The 17,201-nt window shown below is 55.4% G+C and carries 11 protein-coding genes and 1 tRNA gene; 3 read left to right on the top strand and 9 right to left on the bottom strand.

Going from position 1 to position 17,201, the window contains the following annotated elements; all coding sequences use genetic code 11:
* Window positions 1-45 precede the first annotated feature (45 nt).
* The 3 genes from M5B97_RS24195 to M5B97_RS24185 all read right to left on the bottom strand — a co-directional run bounded on the left by M5B97_RS24195 (window position 46) and on the right by M5B97_RS24185 (window position 3,150).
* Window positions 46-840: a carbon-nitrogen hydrolase family protein gene (locus M5B97_RS24195; protein ID WP_123717304.1), complete on the bottom strand. Its 795-nt coding sequence runs from the start codon at window positions 838-840 to the stop codon at window positions 46-48.
* 10 nt (window positions 841-850) lie between these two features.
* A complete protein-coding gene (locus M5B97_RS24190; RefSeq protein WP_248732899.1) occupies window positions 851-2,557 on the bottom strand; it encodes an NAD(P)/FAD-dependent oxidoreductase in 1,707 nt (568 codons plus the stop codon).
* Window positions 2,558-2,703: 146 nt separating this feature from the next.
* On the bottom strand, window positions 2,704-3,150 hold the full coding sequence (locus M5B97_RS24185; protein ID WP_123717306.1) for an Lrp/AsnC family transcriptional regulator: 447 nt from the start codon (window positions 3,148-3,150) through the stop codon (window positions 2,704-2,706).
* 1,207 nt (window positions 3,151-4,357) lie between these two features.
* Here M5B97_RS24185 and M5B97_RS24180 point away from each other — a divergent pair.
* The gene (locus M5B97_RS24180) at window positions 4,358-5,836 is read left to right on the top strand and encodes an AAA family ATPase (RefSeq protein ID WP_248732898.1); all 1,479 of its coding nucleotides are present in this window, start codon (window positions 4,358-4,360) and stop codon (window positions 5,834-5,836) included.
* Window positions 5,837-5,933: 97 nt separating this feature from the next.
* The gene (locus M5B97_RS24175; protein ID WP_248732897.1) at window positions 5,934-7,118 is read left to right on the top strand and encodes an McrC family protein; all 1,185 of its coding nucleotides are present in this window, start codon (window positions 5,934-5,936) and stop codon (window positions 7,116-7,118) included.
* Between the two features lie 3 nt (window positions 7,119-7,121).
* Here the strand turns inward: M5B97_RS24175 and M5B97_RS27745 are convergent, their stop codons facing one another.
* The 3 genes from M5B97_RS27745 to M5B97_RS24165 all read right to left on the bottom strand — a co-directional run bounded on the left by M5B97_RS27745 (window position 7,122) and on the right by M5B97_RS24165 (window position 10,673).
* A complete protein-coding gene (locus M5B97_RS27745; protein WP_349292535.1) occupies window positions 7,122-7,724 on the bottom strand; it encodes a very short patch repair endonuclease in 603 nt (200 codons plus the stop codon).
* Entirely contained in the window at window positions 7,681-10,098 is a 2,418-nt protein-coding gene (locus tag M5B97_RS24170; protein ID WP_248732896.1) for a DNA cytosine methyltransferase, read from the bottom strand. Before M5B97_RS24170 ends, M5B97_RS27745 begins: the two co-directional genes overlap by 44 nt.
* Before the next feature lie 284 nt (window positions 10,099-10,382).
* On the bottom strand, window positions 10,383-10,673 hold the full coding sequence (locus M5B97_RS24165) for a DUF3077 domain-containing protein (RefSeq protein WP_248732895.1): 291 nt from the start codon (window positions 10,671-10,673) through the stop codon (window positions 10,383-10,385).
* A 228-nt stretch (window positions 10,674-10,901) separates the two neighbouring features.
* Between M5B97_RS24165 and M5B97_RS24160 the strand changes: the two genes are divergently transcribed.
* Window positions 10,902-11,141 (top strand): helix-turn-helix transcriptional regulator, encoded by a 240-nt coding sequence (locus M5B97_RS24160; protein WP_248732894.1) that lies wholly within the window; start codon window positions 10,902-10,904, stop codon window positions 11,139-11,141.
* A 216-nt stretch (window positions 11,142-11,357) separates the two neighbouring features.
* On the opposite strand, the gene M5B97_RS24155 is transcribed toward M5B97_RS24160, so the two are convergent.
* The 3 genes from M5B97_RS24155 to rpoD form a co-directional block, all read right to left on the bottom strand.
* Window positions 11,358-11,434, bottom strand: a tRNA-Ile gene (locus M5B97_RS24155).
* Between the two features lie 15 nt (window positions 11,435-11,449).
* On the bottom strand, window positions 11,450-15,193 hold the full coding sequence (locus M5B97_RS24150) for a bifunctional diguanylate cyclase/phosphodiesterase (RefSeq protein ID WP_248732893.1): 3,744 nt from the start codon (window positions 15,191-15,193) through the stop codon (window positions 11,450-11,452).
* 120 nt (window positions 15,194-15,313) lie between these two features.
* Entirely contained in the window at window positions 15,314-17,164 is a 1,851-nt protein-coding gene (rpoD, locus tag M5B97_RS24145) for an RNA polymerase sigma factor RpoD (protein ID WP_134659007.1), read from the bottom strand.
* Window positions 17,165-17,201: the final 37 nt, after the last annotated feature.

Here is a 17,201-nt window from a genome sequence, read left to right as displayed (position 1 = left end):
CGTAGGATGTGGCCATGTTAACAAACCGCCGGCAAACCGGTTGGGTCAGGGCTCGTTCAGCGCGCCGTAGAGCTCCGGGCGACGGTCCTGCAAGTAGTGATTGGCCGCGCGGGCATCAAGGATCGCCTGGTGATTCAGCTCACCCACAATCAAGGCTTCATCCAGCCCGGCCTGGGCGATTCGCTGGCCATTCGGCGCGGCAATGCTGCTTTGCCCACAATACTGAATCTCGTCTTCATGCCCACAATAGTTGGCGTAGGCCACGTAGCACTGGTTTTCGAAAGCCCGCGCACGCACGGTGACGTCGGCGACAAAGTCGAACGGCACCATATTGGCGGTGGGAACCAGGATCAACTGGGCACCGGCCAAGGCCAGGCGTCGGGTATTTTCCGGGAACTCCAGGTCGTAGCAGATCAGGAAGCCCAGCTTCCATCCATTCAATTCCACCAGCGGGAAATCGTCTTCCCCGGCGCTGAACATCGAGTGGTCCAGATCACCGAACAGGTGAGTCTTGCGGTAGTTGCACAGGCGCTGACCGTTGGCGTCGATCAATTGCACGGCGTTGTAGATCTGCCCGTCGTCGGCGCGCTCCGGGTAGCCGTACAGAATCGCCAGCCCGGCGCTTCTGGCAAATGTGGCAATCGCCTGCGCCGACGCGCCGTCCTGGGCTTCTGCCAGCGCACCAACGGCTTTGGCGCCGATGTTGTAGCCGCTGAGGAACATTTCCGGCAGCACCAGCAGATCGGCACCCGCCGCCTCGTGTGCCAGTTGATGCAGGCGCTTGAGGTTGCCGGCCACATCCAGCGGTCGTGGTGGGCATTGGTACAGGGCGACGCGCATGTTGAACTCCTTAATCCGCCAGGGCGATCGGCCCGATTTCGTCAAATACATCACCCGGGCCTGGGTTTTCCGGATGAGTACTGCCGCCGAAATGGGTCATGATGCCCCACACCGCGTTCAGCGAGGTCTGAACCGCGCCTTCCACCCAGGCCGGGGTCCACGACACGTCGTCGCCGGCGATAAAGATCCCACGTTGTTCGGCGGGCATGTCCTTCTGCATGAAGTGCGCATACATCCGCTGGTTGTAGCGATAGTGCCCGGGCAACGCGCCTTTGAAGGCACCGAGGAAATGCGGGTCGGCTTCCCAGGACACGGTGATCGGGTCGCCGATGATGCGCGCCTTGATGTCGACTTTAGGGTAAATCTTCTTCAGGGCGTCGAGGGCCAGCTTCACGCGTTTATCGATGGGCTGCGGCAGCATTTTCAGCGCGTCGCTCATCCACGAATACGACAGGCAGATAACCCCCGGTTTATCGTCACCATTGTCGAACAGGTAAGTGCCACGGGTCAGGCGATCGGTCAGGGTCATGCTCATCAGGTCGCGGCCGGTTTCCGGGTCTTTGTCTTTCCAGAATGGCCGGTCGACCATCACAAAGGTCTTCGACGATTGCATGTAGCGGGTACGGTCGAGGGCCATCCACATCTTTTGCGAGAACAACGTTTCATCGCACTCGATCTGAGTGGTCAGCAACCAGCTTTGGCAGGTGGTCAGCACAGCGGCGTATTCGCGGGTGTCGCCGTAGTTGTCGGTCACTGCGAAACGGCCGTCGGCCGCGTGGGCAATACGCTTCACGCCGGCCCGCGGCGCGCCCCGGTGCAGCGAGCTGAGGCTGGTGCCTGCCGGCCAATGGGCGCAGCGTTCCGGCACATGACGCCAGATGCCCATGGGCACCTGCGCCACACCGCCAACGACCAGGTGTTGGTGATCGTCGCAGTTGGTCATGACCACGCGGAAGATCTCCAGCATGGAGTTGGGGAAGTCCGAATCCCAGCCACCGGTGCCGAAGCCCACTTGCCCGAACACTTCGCGGTGCAGGAACGACAGCTTGGCGAAGGCTTTGGAGGTGGCGACGAAGTCGTAGAAGGTGCGGTCGTCCCACAGTGGCACCAGCTTATTCCACAGCTCCTTGAGGCGTGGTACGTCGCGATCGCGAATAGCTTGTTGGATATCACCGAATTGCGAGCCGTCTTCCAACGCATCGGCCCAGGCGTCGGCCACTTCCTGGAACAGCGCAGGCAGATCGGAGAGTTTTTGCGCGTAGTGGGTCTGGCCTTCGAGGTCGATCACAGTGCTGCCGGAGGCCGGGGTCAGCGGGTTGGGGAAGGGTTTGGTTTCCAGGCCCAGCTTGTCCACATAGTGGTAGAACGCGGTGGACGACACCGGGAAACGCATGCCACCCAGCTCGGCGATGATGCCCTCGGCGCCTTCAAACGCTTGGGAGCGCAAGCGGCCGCCCATCTTCGAGGCTTCGTACACCACGGGTTTCAGGCCCAGCTTCATCAGCTCGTAAGCGGCCACCAGCCCGGCGATCCCGGCGCCGACAATGGCGACTTCAGCGCCATGATGGACGGCGGGAATACTGCCCAGCCCGGCGGGGTGTTCGATCCAGTCATCAAAGGCAAACGGAAAGTCCGGGCCGAAGACGGTGATGGGCTTTTTGCCGTCTGCAGGGTGACGATTGTTCTTGTGGAAAGTCTTCTTGTTGGATTCGTTCATGGCAAACCTGGCTGGCGACTCGGCGGGACATGTCCCGCTGAGTATAGGAAAAGATGGCAACCAGTTTAGGGAGCGCAGCGTTCGTTAATAAGACGCAAAGTGTCGTCGGATTGGAATGCTTTCAGTCAAAGTGACGAAATCGATGCTCAGATTGGCTGGCCGCGGTCCAATTTACTGCTGAGGATGATCGAGGTGGTGGTTTTCTCAACGCCGTCTACGCTGCCGATCTGGTCCAGCAATTGATCCAGTTGCTCCGGCGAATCGGTGCGCAGCCATGCCACATAATCGAATTCACCGCTGACCGCACACAACTGCTGGACCTGCGCCATGGCGCTCAGCCTGCGCAACACTTCCTTGCCCGAGCGCGCTTGCACGGTAATGCCCACATAGGCCTGCAAACCGCCGTCCACCACCCGCTGGCCCAGGCGCACACCGTATCCGGTAATCACCTGGGTCTTCTCCAGACGTGCCAGGCGCGACGTCACGGTCGTGCGTGCAATACCGAGCTGCCGGGCAAGCATGGCCACACTTTCACGAGCATTGATCTGCAAGGCGGCGATCAGTTGGCGGTCGATTTCATCGAGGACGGGCAAAGTGGGCACTCCAGTGCGGGCGGCAATGGGCTACATGTTACAGACTTCCAGACACACAAAAGCCGCGCAATGCGCGGCTTTGGAGTTGGTGGGCCCACACGGACTTGAACCGTGGGCCAAAGGATTATGAGTTGCTGGGCGAGCAGGTATGCCTAGAGAAGTCGTTCGAAGGTGAACGTAGGTTGGCATAGCTGGAGGCCCCAAAGTATATGATGTAGAGCGTAATTCTGAGAAGGTAGCTCAAGCTGGGATCGTTCCTCAATCATTATCCCCAGGCATATTTGTTTATGTCGATCAGCGAATGACGTCGCTAATTTATCCAGGGTTTGGGGTCCTAGTAGAAAATTAAATTTGTCCTCAGAGTCCGGCATTGAAGATGTTTGGTGAGTTTCAGATTGATTTGTTAGTGAACCATATTCCTTATGTGTAAAGTGAGGTTTTGAGTTTTATATATATTGCCAGATGGTCGAATCCCTTATGGAGTTCGTAGCTGCGGTGATTTTCCAATACGCGCTGCCTAAAATTGAAGTTGTCAATGGTGATCCAGTGCAGAACTATGAAAATTGGTTGAGCAAAAAGCTCTCTTCGCCGAAAAATATCGATTTAGTCAAGTTTTTAGTCAGTTTTTTGAGTTTTCTTAACTTCTTCTGAGGTTTTAAGGCAGGAGTGTAGTGATTTCACACTTTCGGTGAGCCCTTCAATATTAAGGGGGGCTAGAAAACTAGAAATGCAGCCGTTCATATTTATACGGTATGGAACCGGTTTATACATAGTTTAGAAAAATCGGTTGTTCTGTCGCTCACCTTGAAGGAGGCGTTAAGTTACTCGATCTGGTTGTGCCAGATCTATTTTATAAGTTTAAAAAAGTAGCGTTGAGCGAGCAGGGAACTTCTTAGGTCTAAGTGGCTTCCATAGGGGCGCCGAAGGGCACCCTTGGAGCTTCGGGGGATGTGTCGAAGAAGCCGGGACGGTTCAGGGTTTGCCTGATGAGATGAGCGAAATCTAGCGTAATTGAGCGAACTTGGTTAGGGTGCTGGTCAGTGACCTGATTCAGCCGTAAGGCTCCTTAGAGGCTAACCGTTTCGCATCTAGCGAATGGTGTGTTCCACGATCAGGGATGATTTGCGGTGGAATTGGCTCTGACCATAGTCCTTAGCACCGCTTCCGATGCTCATGCGGATGGAGAGTCGCATTGCCGAACCCAACTATGAAAATCCTGTACGGCCCGCCTGGTACGGGGAAAACCTGGCAGGCGGCCAGGGAGGCAGTAAGGGCAATTGAGCCCGCCCGCTATGACCTTGCGCAGAAGGGTGCTGATCCGGCCGAGGCATTGCGCAAGCTGCATGAGAGCTTAGTCGCTGAAGGTAGGATCCTGTGGGTGACCTTTCACCCTAGCTATTCATATGAAGATTTTGTCGAAGGATATCGGCCGATTATTGATGAGGCAGGGCAGCTTGCTTACCGTGTTGTTGATGGACCATTCAAGTCTCTCTGTTTGCGTGCACGGTTTGAGGCGGATTTACAGATCGGTGATCAGCTGAAGAATGGTTCGGGTGGCGATGCCGGAAAAGTAGTTGGAAAAGATGCTGGTGGTTGGGTGGTGCAGGTCAAACCTGATCGCGAAGATCAGGTTGCTATATCAACAGACAAATACGTACCGCGATTTGTTGTGGATCGTATTTTAGATTTGGGGCTTCCGCCGCAAATTTGCTCTATTCCAGGGACAGGGAGGTTTGAGCTTGAGAATTTTGGCATTAACCCTGGGGATAATGATGTTCCGGCACCTCAAGAGGATGATACTCCGACAACTCGGAAGGCAAGTGTTATACGGCGGATCATAGCTAAACGTACCGGGGTGCTTTCGACTTCTGACCTTAGTAATGCTGCTCACATCGGATCTGTAATTCGGCGACTCTATGAGTTACAGAAAGATGATTCTGGGGCGGGGGGCGCGGTTGCACTAGTGATCGACGAGATTAACCGGGCGGAACCGTCGCGAGTGTTTGGTGAGCTGTTGACATTGCTGGAGGTGGATAAGCGCGAAGGAAGGCCCGAGTCTAAACAGATCTGGCTTCCATACTCAAAGAAGCTTTTCTCGGTGCCAGCCAATGTGTCGATTATCGGAACTATGAATACCGTTGACCGCTCGCTTATCGCTTTAGATTTTGCAATGAGGCGTCGATTTGAGTTCGCGAACGTCCCCGCTCAGCCAGAGCTTGTACCTGATGATTACGGTGGTCTCAGCCCCCGGGCATTGCTGTGGCGGATCAATAACCGTGTATCCATGTTGCTTGGCAGCGGATACGAGTTTGGACATGCTTTTCTGATGCAGGAGAAGCTTGAGGCTATCCGCTCCTCTATGTCTTGGGCTGAAGAGCCAGACAGCCAGCTTCGCGTACTGGCATATGTAATGAGATCCAATATCCTGCCGACCTTAGCAGAATACTTCCATGATGATTGGAGCAAAATTCGGGCTATTGCCGGTGAGTCCCGTGATGGGGCTGATGTCATCTCCCTGTTTGAATCTCCTCCGCAGGATCCTCAGTTCATGAGTCGCTTGCCAGATGACTATGAATCTTTTGAGGCGAAGTCATTAACGTTCTCACATTGGTGGGACCCGAGCGGTGAGGACTGGGATGGGGCGCGGTTTCTTTCTTTTATTGTTGCGTTATCGGCGGGTAACTAACCCAGAGGGTAACTCTTTGCCTGAAGTCACCACTTGGGAAGGAATGCCCGTTCCGCTCCCCCTAGATATCGAGCCTCGCTGGTTTGCGGACCGCCTTATGCGGCTCACTGACTCGGCACCTTTTACGGCATTTCGCTGGAAGCGGGGAGGTCTGTATGCAGCTGAAGTTGTCGGCTGTGTTCAGCTTGGACGTATTCGAATCAACATCCTTCCCAAGCTCGATACACCTGTGATCGATCGTGATAAGTCATTTTTGTTGAACCTTCTGCGTTCTGCTGGCTATCTGAGTTATCTACATCAAGGTTCGGCAGAGGTACGCGCTGAAACGTTAGACCCGTTGGAATCCATGATTTCTGAGGTGGTGGCGGAGATGGCCAATGCTCTGCGTGAAGGTCATCCCAGGCGATATGAACAGGTATATGAAGATTCACCTGTATTGAGGGGGCGAATTGACTTTACGCGATTATCAACTCGCCTGCCTGGATCCGCAATTATTCCAATTCGCCATTCCCCGTTAGGAGTAAATAATAAGCTTGCTCAGGTTATCAAGGGGATAGCGACCTTTTTGCACCGAATCACTCGGAATGCTGTCAATCGGCATAGGCTAGTGATAGTTCTTTCTAACCTGTCAGTTGTTGAAGATAGGATAGTTAGTGTTGCTGAAGTGGATTCGATAGTGCTTTCCCGATATGAGGCGCGTTGGTCTAAGACGCTAACAGTAGGCCGTTTGTTGTTGAACGGGCAGTCTCCTGATCCGACTTTTGGAGGGCGTAATCAGGCGTTTTCTTTACTTTTTCCCATGCAGCATCTCTATGAACGTGCGTTAAGGAATATTCTTGTAGCTGCGATTGATGGCACTGGTACGGATATCAGTACCCGTAGCGAGTCATTATTTTTATTCGTAGATACGGAAGACCAATCTGGAGTTGTCCGACTGCGACCCGACTATGTTTTAACTCGTGGGGGCGTGCCCGTAGCAATTGCAGATGCCAAGTGGAAACGTGCAAGTCAGGGGGGAGTAGCACACGGAATAAAGCGGGAGGATTTTTATCAGATACATGCATACCTGACACGGTACAAAGTGTCAGATGCAGTAATCCTAGTTCCGAAAGCTCCTTGGATGCCTGGGAAGTGGACTAAAAGCTATCTCGATATTGATACAAATGCTCAAGTGCACTTAATTGGTGTCGATATAGAGGGGTTGGTGAGCCGTAGCGCTATAGCACGTGAAGCCAGCTATAAATTGCTAACAGAAATGCTCCGTAGTGTTCTACCTGCATAAAGCTTACTTCTTCGGCTTTCTGGGGCGCATTTCTTGGCGTGCCACTTGGTTAGAAATCAGGTACTCGATATACCAGCGTTCCAGCGTACCGCTTGGACATGCGGGCTCCACTTTAACTACCATCGCTCGATCCCTAAATAGAATGGCAGGATCAAGGTATGCATTTGCAACATCTGTTGCCACCTGCATGAGATCAGATTCAATTTCATGCTCCCAAAATCGTACGACGCTCCAACCGCTCTCTATCAAGGCTGCGGTTTGTTTGCGATCTCGTCGAGTGTTGGACCCCAGCTTTTCCGACCAAAACTCAGGTCTTGTTCGAGGCATAACATAGTGGTGTGGACACCCATGCCAGAAGCAGCCGTCTACGAATACTGCTAATTTACGTGAGGTGAAGACGATATCAGGTCGTACTCCTGCAACCCTGAAATTCACTCGAAATCGAAATCCTCTATGCCATAGTGCCTTGCGCAGTAGCATTTCAGGGGCGGTGTCCCGCCCTCTGATGTTTGCCATGTTGGTACTGCGAGTGCACTCTGGATCAAGAGCGCGCTTCGAACTCTTAGTTGATGGCAAGCGGCTCTGGTTTGATGGTAGACGTGACATAAGGAAGTTTTTTCGATCCAGACATCAATTCCTCTTTGGATAGAACTTGTGCAACTCGCTGTGCAAATTGCAAGCTTAGTAGGGGCGGCACTGCGTTACCAACGACCCGGAAACCGTCTACAAGACCAACACTTCCGAACCTATAGTCATCAGGAAAGGACTGTACCCGTGCAGCTTCCCTTACAGATAGGGTGCGCGGGAGGGTGGGGTGGACGAACGCATAAGTGTCTTTCGCCATATGGCTGACAATAGTCTTGGAGGGCTGCGCGGGATCCATACGAGACAACCAGTCGCCATGCGCGCCCTCGCGTTTGCGCAGGTAAGTTGCCGTCAGCAGGTGATGTTGGAGTTCGCCCGGTTGAGGTGGAATGCTTTCTAGCAGTAGGCGAAGGCTCAATGAGCCATCTGCGGACGCTACTAGATCGCTGACCTCATCATTAGAGATGCCAAGGCGAGTCCCAAGGTCAGGGGAGGCCTTGAGTTCATCGTTGAGCCTTGTCAGCAACGTCGCAATTCGCTGAAGAGTTGGTGCTTCGTCGCAACGATAGTCCATCCAGCGCTTACCGGGGCCCATCAGCGAGAAGAATGCTTCATCATCGGGCCTGGGAGGGCGTGCAAGGTGCGCATCGACCACTTTGCCGCGAAATGCCCAGGCTCTATAGATATCACTGGCTTGATCGGGCACCAACGCCTCACTACGTTGTGGACGATGGGTTTTTTCAAGGATGCTCTCTTGCTGTTCTTGGTTGCTGAAATTGGGATCAGGAAGTTCTTCCAAGGCAACTTGCAAAGGAACCGGTCTACGTCGTTGTAGTGAGAGGCACCAAGACGCGGCATCCACGCTTGAGAGGATTTTGCTCAGTTCTTTTCTTACGCCCGCCATAACAAAGCGCTCACGCGCCTGTGGGACTGCATGCTGTGAGGCGATAACGATTTTTCGCGACACGGCATAACCAAGTCCTCTCTCTGAGACCGATTCGATGGCTTCAGCCAAAATGTCGGCTGCATCGAATTCGATTCCTTCTGCTTTGACCACCGCCTGGAAGTGACGCACATTTTCAAACAGGAACACTTTGGGGGCGAGAGCAGCGACAAAAAGTACATACTGATGCATCAACTGGTTTCGACTATCAACAGAGTCCTCGTCTTCATGGACATGGACACTTTGCTCTTTGAGGCTGCGAATTTTTCCTCGGCCGATTCTGCTGAACCCCTGGCAAGGAGGACCACCCAGCAAGACAGTTACTTGCCGCCCATCTTCGTAAATTGTCTTGAGTTTTGTCTGGACAGAAGGGGTTTCGAAGAAAGACCTTCTGACAGCTTCACGTGTGGCCCGCCACTCTATCCACAAGGACTTCACGGTCCGCATCGAGGGGCCTTCTAGGAACTCCATGAATTTGTCTATGCGTTCTGCGGCAGATGCGAGCTGGCCGCGCCCGGCGCCACTGGCACGAGTCGTCAACTTTCCTGCCTCCGCGTCCCAGAGTTTCCGCATGGCTGAACGGCATGACCGTAGGAGCTTATCGTCTAGTGGCGTATCGAAAGGTTTGACTGCGTCCGAGATATCCCCATCATTGTGCCAAATAAGTGGGCCAACTTTAGGGTAGGAGCCGCCGCTCGAAGGTAATTTTGTGGCGTTGTGAAAGCCAGAGACAGAGGTTTGGCCTAGCGCAGCAGCCCCCAGTTTTTTTATTGCAGAGGCGTAGTCTGGGCGAACCCTTTGAGCGTAAAGATCTTCTAGAAAATTTTGGTCGAGTTCTCTAAGCCTCTTTCTAAGTCCCGGAATTCCTCCATTGCCTAGGGTGGAAATTTCGTTGGCCAACACAACATCACCGGTAGATCGGGCTAGGTGATCCAAGTAGTAGCCCTGGATCTCAGCTTCGCTCATAAAGTCGGTTATGTCGCTTTGCCTGGCTATAGGCAGGTCCCCAGACGGTGATGGATGATTATCATTGAAGACTCGCACCATTGGCGCCTCAATATCCAGCGCCATTGCCACGCGATATACCTGGCCACCGTCAAAGCGTTCGAAGCCTAGCGACATCCCACCGCAGCCACAGAAAAGATCAACCACATTCAAAGGCTTTTGAGGTGTTATAGATAAGGTATCCATACCCTCAATAGGAGGGGGCGGTGATAAAAAGGCTTCCTCCGCGTCGTTGCGCTGTTTTGGAGCGGGCTGCACGTTGCTTAGAGGCTGCCCCCCTTCCAGCCAGAGTCGGTACTTCGCCATAGAATCACTGCGGACATACTCGCCGGCGAGATGTCGCTCCATCGCGGAGGAACCGATACCAATGGCCGCTGCCGCGGCTTGCAGGGTCAAATTCTGTGCCTGGATTTTCTGGCGGATCTTGATGAGGGTGGGATTGATCATAGAGCTCAACATAAAAATTCAAAGGCATGGGCATGACATGCGGGATAGTGACGATGATACAGGAAGGTCTCTAAAGCTGCCCTTTACCTGTATTTATTTGGCGACGGATGACGCTGTTTGATCGTTTCCTGTCATTGCTCTTGTAGAAGCTCTAGCTGTTGCGTTCAGTCGGTTTCGATGAGTAGGCTAGGTAAAGCAAGGGTTATGTGGCGGTTCAGAGTTTTCAGAGTCTTCGCGGGGGTAAGAAATCGCTCAACGTTTGTGTTGAGCGTATTCTTTTTGCTTCACCGCGGATTTTGAACGTTAGGCAGCAGGGCTTGGGATATGTCATCAACGATGGCTTTGCCCATTTCTCCAAGGTAGTGCGAGGCAAACGCATAGTGTTCACCGCCTGCGTCCATGGCCGCTTCAAGCGAAAGAACCTTGGCGTAGTAAAGCAGGTGAGATGCGTGTTCCAGGGCCTCACGCAAGGGGACTCCAGCGTTGACGCGTAGCACTTTCATATCGTGTTTGTTTTCTCCGCAGTTTGCGAAAGTCACTACTCCGATGGTGCCCACTTCTTGTGTATTGCTCATTGGGCCGTTCTCGATTGTGGCGCATGCAAGAAGGCGCCATCGGTTAGTATTTGGTGGCAAGAGGGCCGCTGACTGAGTCTGGTGTTCTGAACAAATTCCTTGGGGAATAAATCTGACGTGCCGGTGATTACCCGCATTTTGATAAGCTCCATTAAATATTTAACCTGATAGGTGTACGTACGCGACCTTTAATTTAGGTTGCATTCGTACACCTGTCAAGAGGGGGCTATGGAGCTTTTTGAAAAATTGAGAGAAATCCGTCGTGCGGAAGGGCTGACTCAGGTTGAGCTGTGCGAAGCCACAGGGATCAACCTTTCAACGTGGAAGAGTTATGAGCTGCAGCGCCGTAAGGAAGTGAGTTCGCTGGAGTTGTTGAAAATCACCACGCACCCACAGTTCAAGAAGTACACCCTGTGGTTGATGTGCAACGAAACGGCTTTAGAGTGTGGACAGATCAGTCCGATTTAGGCTCGGGCTGCAAGGCATTTCGTGATCTGGCGATAATGCTTCCGGAATAGAGGAGAGCATAAAAAGTGCTTTGATCGTAGCTGATGAGTTCAATGAGTCCACGTGGCTCATTCCTCTGATGGCCATTTTGTTGGCGTTTTGGCTTGTCGGCAGGAGTTCAGGCGTAAAAAGAAAGGCCAGAAACGACAAAAGCCGCGCAATGCGCGGCTTTGGAGTTGGTGGGCCCACACGGACTTGAACCGTGGACCAAAGGATTATGAGTCCTCTGCTCTGACCAACTGAGCTATAGGCCCTTAACAGGTCGCGGATTATAACGATGGTTTCTCCGCTGTGCCATCCGAAAACTCTGAAACACGCAGGTGAAGGTGGCTCGCGGCGAAAAGCTCCGGCGGCTGGGGCAGGCTGACGATGTAGCCTTGCATCTGCTCGCAGCCCTCTGCGGCCAGGAAGGCTTGTTGCGCGGGGTTTTCCACGCCTTCGGCGATGATGGTGAATTGCATGCTGTGGCCCAGGGCGATGATGGCGCGCACGATGGCGGCATCGTGAGGGTCATCGGGCAGGCCGCGCACGAAGGACTGGTCGATCTTCAGGAAGTCCAGCGGCAGGCGTTTGAGGTAGCTGAGGGACGAGTAGCCGGTGCCAAAGTCATCAATTGCCAACTGTACGCCCAGGCGTTTGAGTTGATGCAGCACCTCCAGTGCTTCTTCGGCCTGACTCATGATGAAGTTCTCGGTGATCTCCAATTGCAGGCGCCCCGGCTCCAGGCGGTAATCGCGTAGCAACTGTTCGATGCGCCCCAACAGGTTGGGGTGACGCAACTGTGCGCCGGCGAGGTTTACCGAGAGCGGGCCAAAGTCTTCGAAGTTTTCTTTCCATATGTGCATCTGGCGGCAGGCTTGTTCCAGGACCCAATCGCCAATCTGCAGGATCATGCCGTTCTCTTCGGCCAGGGCAATGAAGTGTTCGGGAGGCACATCACCGAAGGTCGGGTGATGCCAGCGGATCAGGGCTTCGGCGCCGATTATTTCGTGCGTCGAGAGGCTGAGTTTTGGTTGGTAATAGAGGCTCAGTTCGTCGCGCTCCATGGCGCGGCGCAATTCGTGTTCCAGCGCTACGCGCTCGTTGGCTTGGGCGGTGAGGTCGCGGGTGTAGCTTTCGACCCGGTTGCGCCCCTTGGCCTTGGACCGGTACATCGCGGCGTCGGCATTTTTGACCAGGGTGGCGACATCGGTGCCGTCCTGGGGGTACAGGCTGGTGCCGATGCTGGCACTGATGAAGAACTCGTGTTCCCCGGCTTGGAATGGCGGGGTGAAGCAGGCAAGCAGCTTATTGGCCAGGTGCTGGGCATCGCTGGCTTGCTGCAGGCCGGGCAGCAGGATGATGAATTCGTCACCGCCCAGCCGGGCTACGGTGTCGATATCGCGCAGTTGCTCTTTGAGGCGCACGGCGATGCCTTTGAGCAGCAGGTCGCCGATGGGATGGCCGAGGCTGTCATTGATGTGCTTGAAACGGTCCAGGTCGAGGAAAAGGACCGCGCCCTGGTTGCCGGTTTCCTGTTGGTTGTTGAGCGCCGCCTGCAAGCGGTTTTCAAACAGTGTGCGGTTGGGCAGGCCGGTCAGCGGGTCATGGTGGGCCTGGTAGTCGAGGCGTGCCTGGGCGTGCTTGAGGCTGGAAATGTCAGCAAACACTGCGACGAAGTGGGTGACCAGTTGCTCGCGGTTGCGCACGGCACTGATGGTCAGCCAACTGGGGTACAGCTCGCCGTTCTTGCGGCGGTTGGATATCTCGCCCTGCCAATGCCCCTGAGCCGTCAACTGATGCCACATCGCCGCGTAGAACGCGCTGTCGTGAAGGCCGGAGGCGAGCAGGCGCGGGGTATGGCCCAAGGCTTCGGCTTCGCTGTAGCCGGTGATTTCGCTGAAGGCGCGGTTTACCGCGCTGATGTTCTGGCGGGTGTCGGTGATCAATACACCTTCGGCGGTACTTTCGAACACCGTGGCGGCCTGTTGCAGCTTTTCCTGCATGACCTGGCGTTCGGTGATGTCGCGGGCGATGGTCAACATGCAATCTTCATCGCCGATGGGTAGCGGGCGGCTGGACAATTCGCACAGGCGAATCAGGCCGTCGGCGCGGCGGATATGGCAGATGAAGTCGCGGACAAACCCGTCGCGCTGCATCAGTTCCAACATATGCTTGCGCTCGTTGAGGTCGACCCAGATGCCCAGATCCAGGACCGACTGGTCGAGTGACGTCGCGCTGGTGAAGCCGGTCAGGCGGCTGAAACCCTCGTTCACTTCAATCAACAGGCCATCGCGTTGGCGGCTCAGCAGCAAACCGTCCGGGGAGGCATGGAACGCCTTGGCGAATTTCTCTTCGGAGGTCTGCAGTCGTTGTTGGGTTTCTTTGAGTTGGCTGATGTCACGCACCACCACCACCAGCGCCGCAGTGGTGTCGAGTTGAAAGGGCTCGGCCGAGATCAGGCCGGTGAACGCCTGGCCATTGCTGCGCAAGAAAGGCATTTCCAAGTTGCGGATGCTGGTGTTCTGCAGCCGCTGCAGCAGATCGGGACCCACGCCTTGAATACCCCAGATATTCAGCTCGGTAGCGGTTTTGCCGATGACCTCATCGGCCTTCAGGCCAATCTGGTCCTCGAACGCCTTGTTGACCTCCAGCAGGCAGCCATCGGACATCCTGGCAATCACCAGGATGTCCGGGCATTGCTGAAATACTGAGGCAAACTTCTGCTCGGACAGTTGCAGCGCTTCTTCGGTGCGCTTGGCTTCGCTGATGTCGATCATCAGGCCGCGCAGCACCGGCTCATGACCGTGTTCGATCAGGCTGACAATGTCGCGCACCCACAGGCAGCGGCCGTCGGCGGTGATCACCCGATAATCCACGCTGTGGTCGCGGTTGGCGCGGGTTTCGCGGTAGCAATAGGCTTCGGTGCGCGTCAGGTCGGCGGGGTGGATAATGTTGCGCCAGAAGCCGGGAATCAGCCAGTGGGCGCGGGGATAGCCCAGCAGGTCTTCGGCATGGGGCGACACGTAGCTGTAGGTGAAATCGGTGATGCTGGCTTCCCAGGCAATGGCCGACAAGCTCTCCACCAGGCCGCGATAATGGTATTCGCTGCTACGCAATTCCTGTTCGAGGGCGACTCGGCGGGAAATCTCCGAGCTGAGCCGGCGATTGATCCGAATCACGATGGCCAGTACGGTGCTCAGCAGCAACACAGCGGGCAGGCCGTACATCAGCAGGTCGGCCCAGAATGTACGGTGATCAGTGACGCTGCCTACCCAGTGTTGCTGGATTGCGTCGGTTTCATCGGGACTCAGGTCGGCGAGCACCTTGTCCAATATACCCACCAGTATTTTTTCATCCCTTGGGACGCCCATCGCCAACTGATAGCGGTAGGGCGTTTCGCCGCTCACGTATAAGCCATCAAGCTTGAGTTGGCGCAGGCTCCAGACACTGGAAGCCAGGTCGCCGACCACGGCATCCACCTCGTCGGTGGCCAGGGCCTGCAGTGTCGAGCTGACATTGGGCATCGCCACCAGGTTGAGGTCGGGGTGGTGGGTGCGCAGCAATTCATGGGGGGCGTAGTTCTCCACCACGGCAATCTTCAGCCCGTAGAGGTCCTTGAGGTCGCGTGGTTTAGCACCACCTTCATGGGCGAGGATAACGATGGGGAAGTCTAGATAAGGGCGCGTGAAGGCCATGTAGCTTTGCCGCTCCGGGGTGGACATGATGCCGGGCAGCAGGTCGAGCTGATTGTTTTTGGCCTGCTCCAGCACGGCGGTCCAGTTTGCCGGCTCGATCAGTTTGACCCGCACGCCCAGGCGGTCCTGGATCAGGCGTACATAGTCGGCAGCCAGTCCCTGGTAGCGACCATCTTCGTCGCGATATTCGAAGGGGGGCCAAGAGGCATCCACCCCCAGGCGCAGCTCCTGATGGTCCGACAGCCAGCTACGCTCATCATCAGAAAGAGTCAACGCGCCAGCCGTTGCGGTCCAGGTCAGCAGCGACAGCAGTAACACAGTCGGCAGTCTGGGCATAACGGTCTCGTTATGGCACGGGGAATGTTTCGAGTGTAGACGGGCATTGCGGGGGAGGGGGATTGCAGGGGATTTTTCTGTAGAAAGCAAAACCCCCGGCCTGGGCCGGGGGTTCTGGTATCACTCGTCGAGGAAGGAGCGCAGATGCTCGCTTCGCGTCGGGTGGCGCAACTTGCGCAGTGCCTTGGCTTCGATCTGACGGATCCGCTCACGGGTCACGTCAAACTGCTTACCGACTTCCTCAAGGGTATGGTCGGTATTCATGTCGATGCCGAAACGCATGCGCAGTACCTTGGCTTCACGTGCCGTGAGGCCGGACAGTACGTCGCGAGTTGCTTCTTTAAGGCTCTCAACGGTGGCGACATCGATTGGCGACTGCATGGTCGAGTCTTCGATGAAGTCACCCAGATGGGAGTCTTCGTCATCACCAATCGGCGTTTCCATGGAGATCGGCTCTTTAGCGATCTTCAATACCTTGCGGATTTTATCCTCAGGCATTTCCATGCGTTCGCCCAGCTCTTCCGGGGTCGGTTCACGACCCATTTCCTGCAACATCTGCCGGGAAATACGGTTGAGCTTGTTGATGGTCTCGATCATGTGCACCGGAATACGGATGGTGCGGGCCTGGTCGGCGATCGAGCGAGTGATCGCCTGACGGATCCACCAGGTGGCATAAGTCGAGAACTTGTAGCCGCGACGGTATTCGAACTTGTCCACGGCCTTCATCAAGCCGATGTTGCCTTCCTGGATCAGATCGAGGAATTGCAGGCCGCGGTTGGTGTACTTCTTGGCGATCGAGATCACCAGGCGCAAGTTCGCTTCAACCATCTCTTTCTTCGCGCGGCGGGCCTTGGCCTCACCGATCGACATGCGACGGTTGATGTCCTTGATTTCAGCAATAGTCAGGCCGGTTTCGGTCTCAAGCGCGGTCAGCTTCTGCTGGCAGCGGATGATGTCCGGTTGCAGGCGACCAATGGCTTCGGCGTATTTCGCCTTGCCCTTGGCCAGTGCATCGGTCCAGCTTTCATCAACTTCGTTGCCCGGGAACTGGCGCAGGAAGTCGGCGCGCGGCATGCGTGCATCACGTACACACAATTGCATGATTGCGCGTTCCTGAGCACGAAGACGCTCAAGTGCACTGCGAACGCGTTCAACCAGCCCTTCGAATTGCTTCGGTACCAGCTTGATCGGCATGAACAGCTCGGCCAGGGCCAACAGTTCGGCAATTGCCTGCTTGTTGGTGCGACCGTGCTTCTTCAAGGCCTTGCGGGTGATTTCCATTTGATCGGAAACCGCACCGAAACGCTGGGCAGCAATGACCGGGTCCGGACCGCTTTCGGCTTCTTCTTCGTCGTCGCTGCTGGCTTCAGCATCGTCGTCGTCGGTGTCGTCGTCCGCTTTCGCAGCCTTGGCATCGACAGGCGGCGGTACTTCGGCAGCAGGCGGCGTAATGCCGTCGTCCGGGTCGATATAACCGCTCAGGACGTCGGACAGGCGGCCACCTTCGGTGGTGACGCGGTTGTACTCGGAGAGAATGTGGTCAACCGTGCCAGGGAAGTGCGCGATTGCGCCCATCACTTCACGGATACCCTCTTCGATACGCTTGGCGATTTCAATTTCGCCTTCGCGTGTCAGCAGCTCGACGGTACCCATTTCACGCATATACATGCGCACAGGGTCGGTGGTACGACCGATATCGGTCTCCACGGCAGCCAGCGCGGCAGCCGCTTCTTCAGCGGCAGCCTCGTCGGTATCGGCGTCCGCCAGCATAAGGGAATCCTTATCCGGCGCAGCTTCGAATACGTTGATCCCCATGTCGTTAATCATGCGGATGATGTCTTCCACCTGCTCTGGATCTGAAATATCCTCAGGCAGGTGGTCGTTGACCTCCGCGTAAGTCAGGTAACCCTGCTCACGACCAAGAACGATCAACTCTTTGATACGAGACTGCTGTTGCGCTTTTCCGGACATAACACCCTATCCACTGAAGGTCTTGGCGGGCAAAAAA

The organism is Pseudomonas sp. MWU13-2517 (genome assembly GCF_023242545.1).
Taxonomy (GTDB): Bacteria; Pseudomonadota; Gammaproteobacteria; order Pseudomonadales; family Pseudomonadaceae; genus Aquipseudomonas.
The sequence above is the reverse complement of the archived record's forward strand: the minus strand, read 5'-3'. Positions and strand labels throughout refer to the sequence as shown.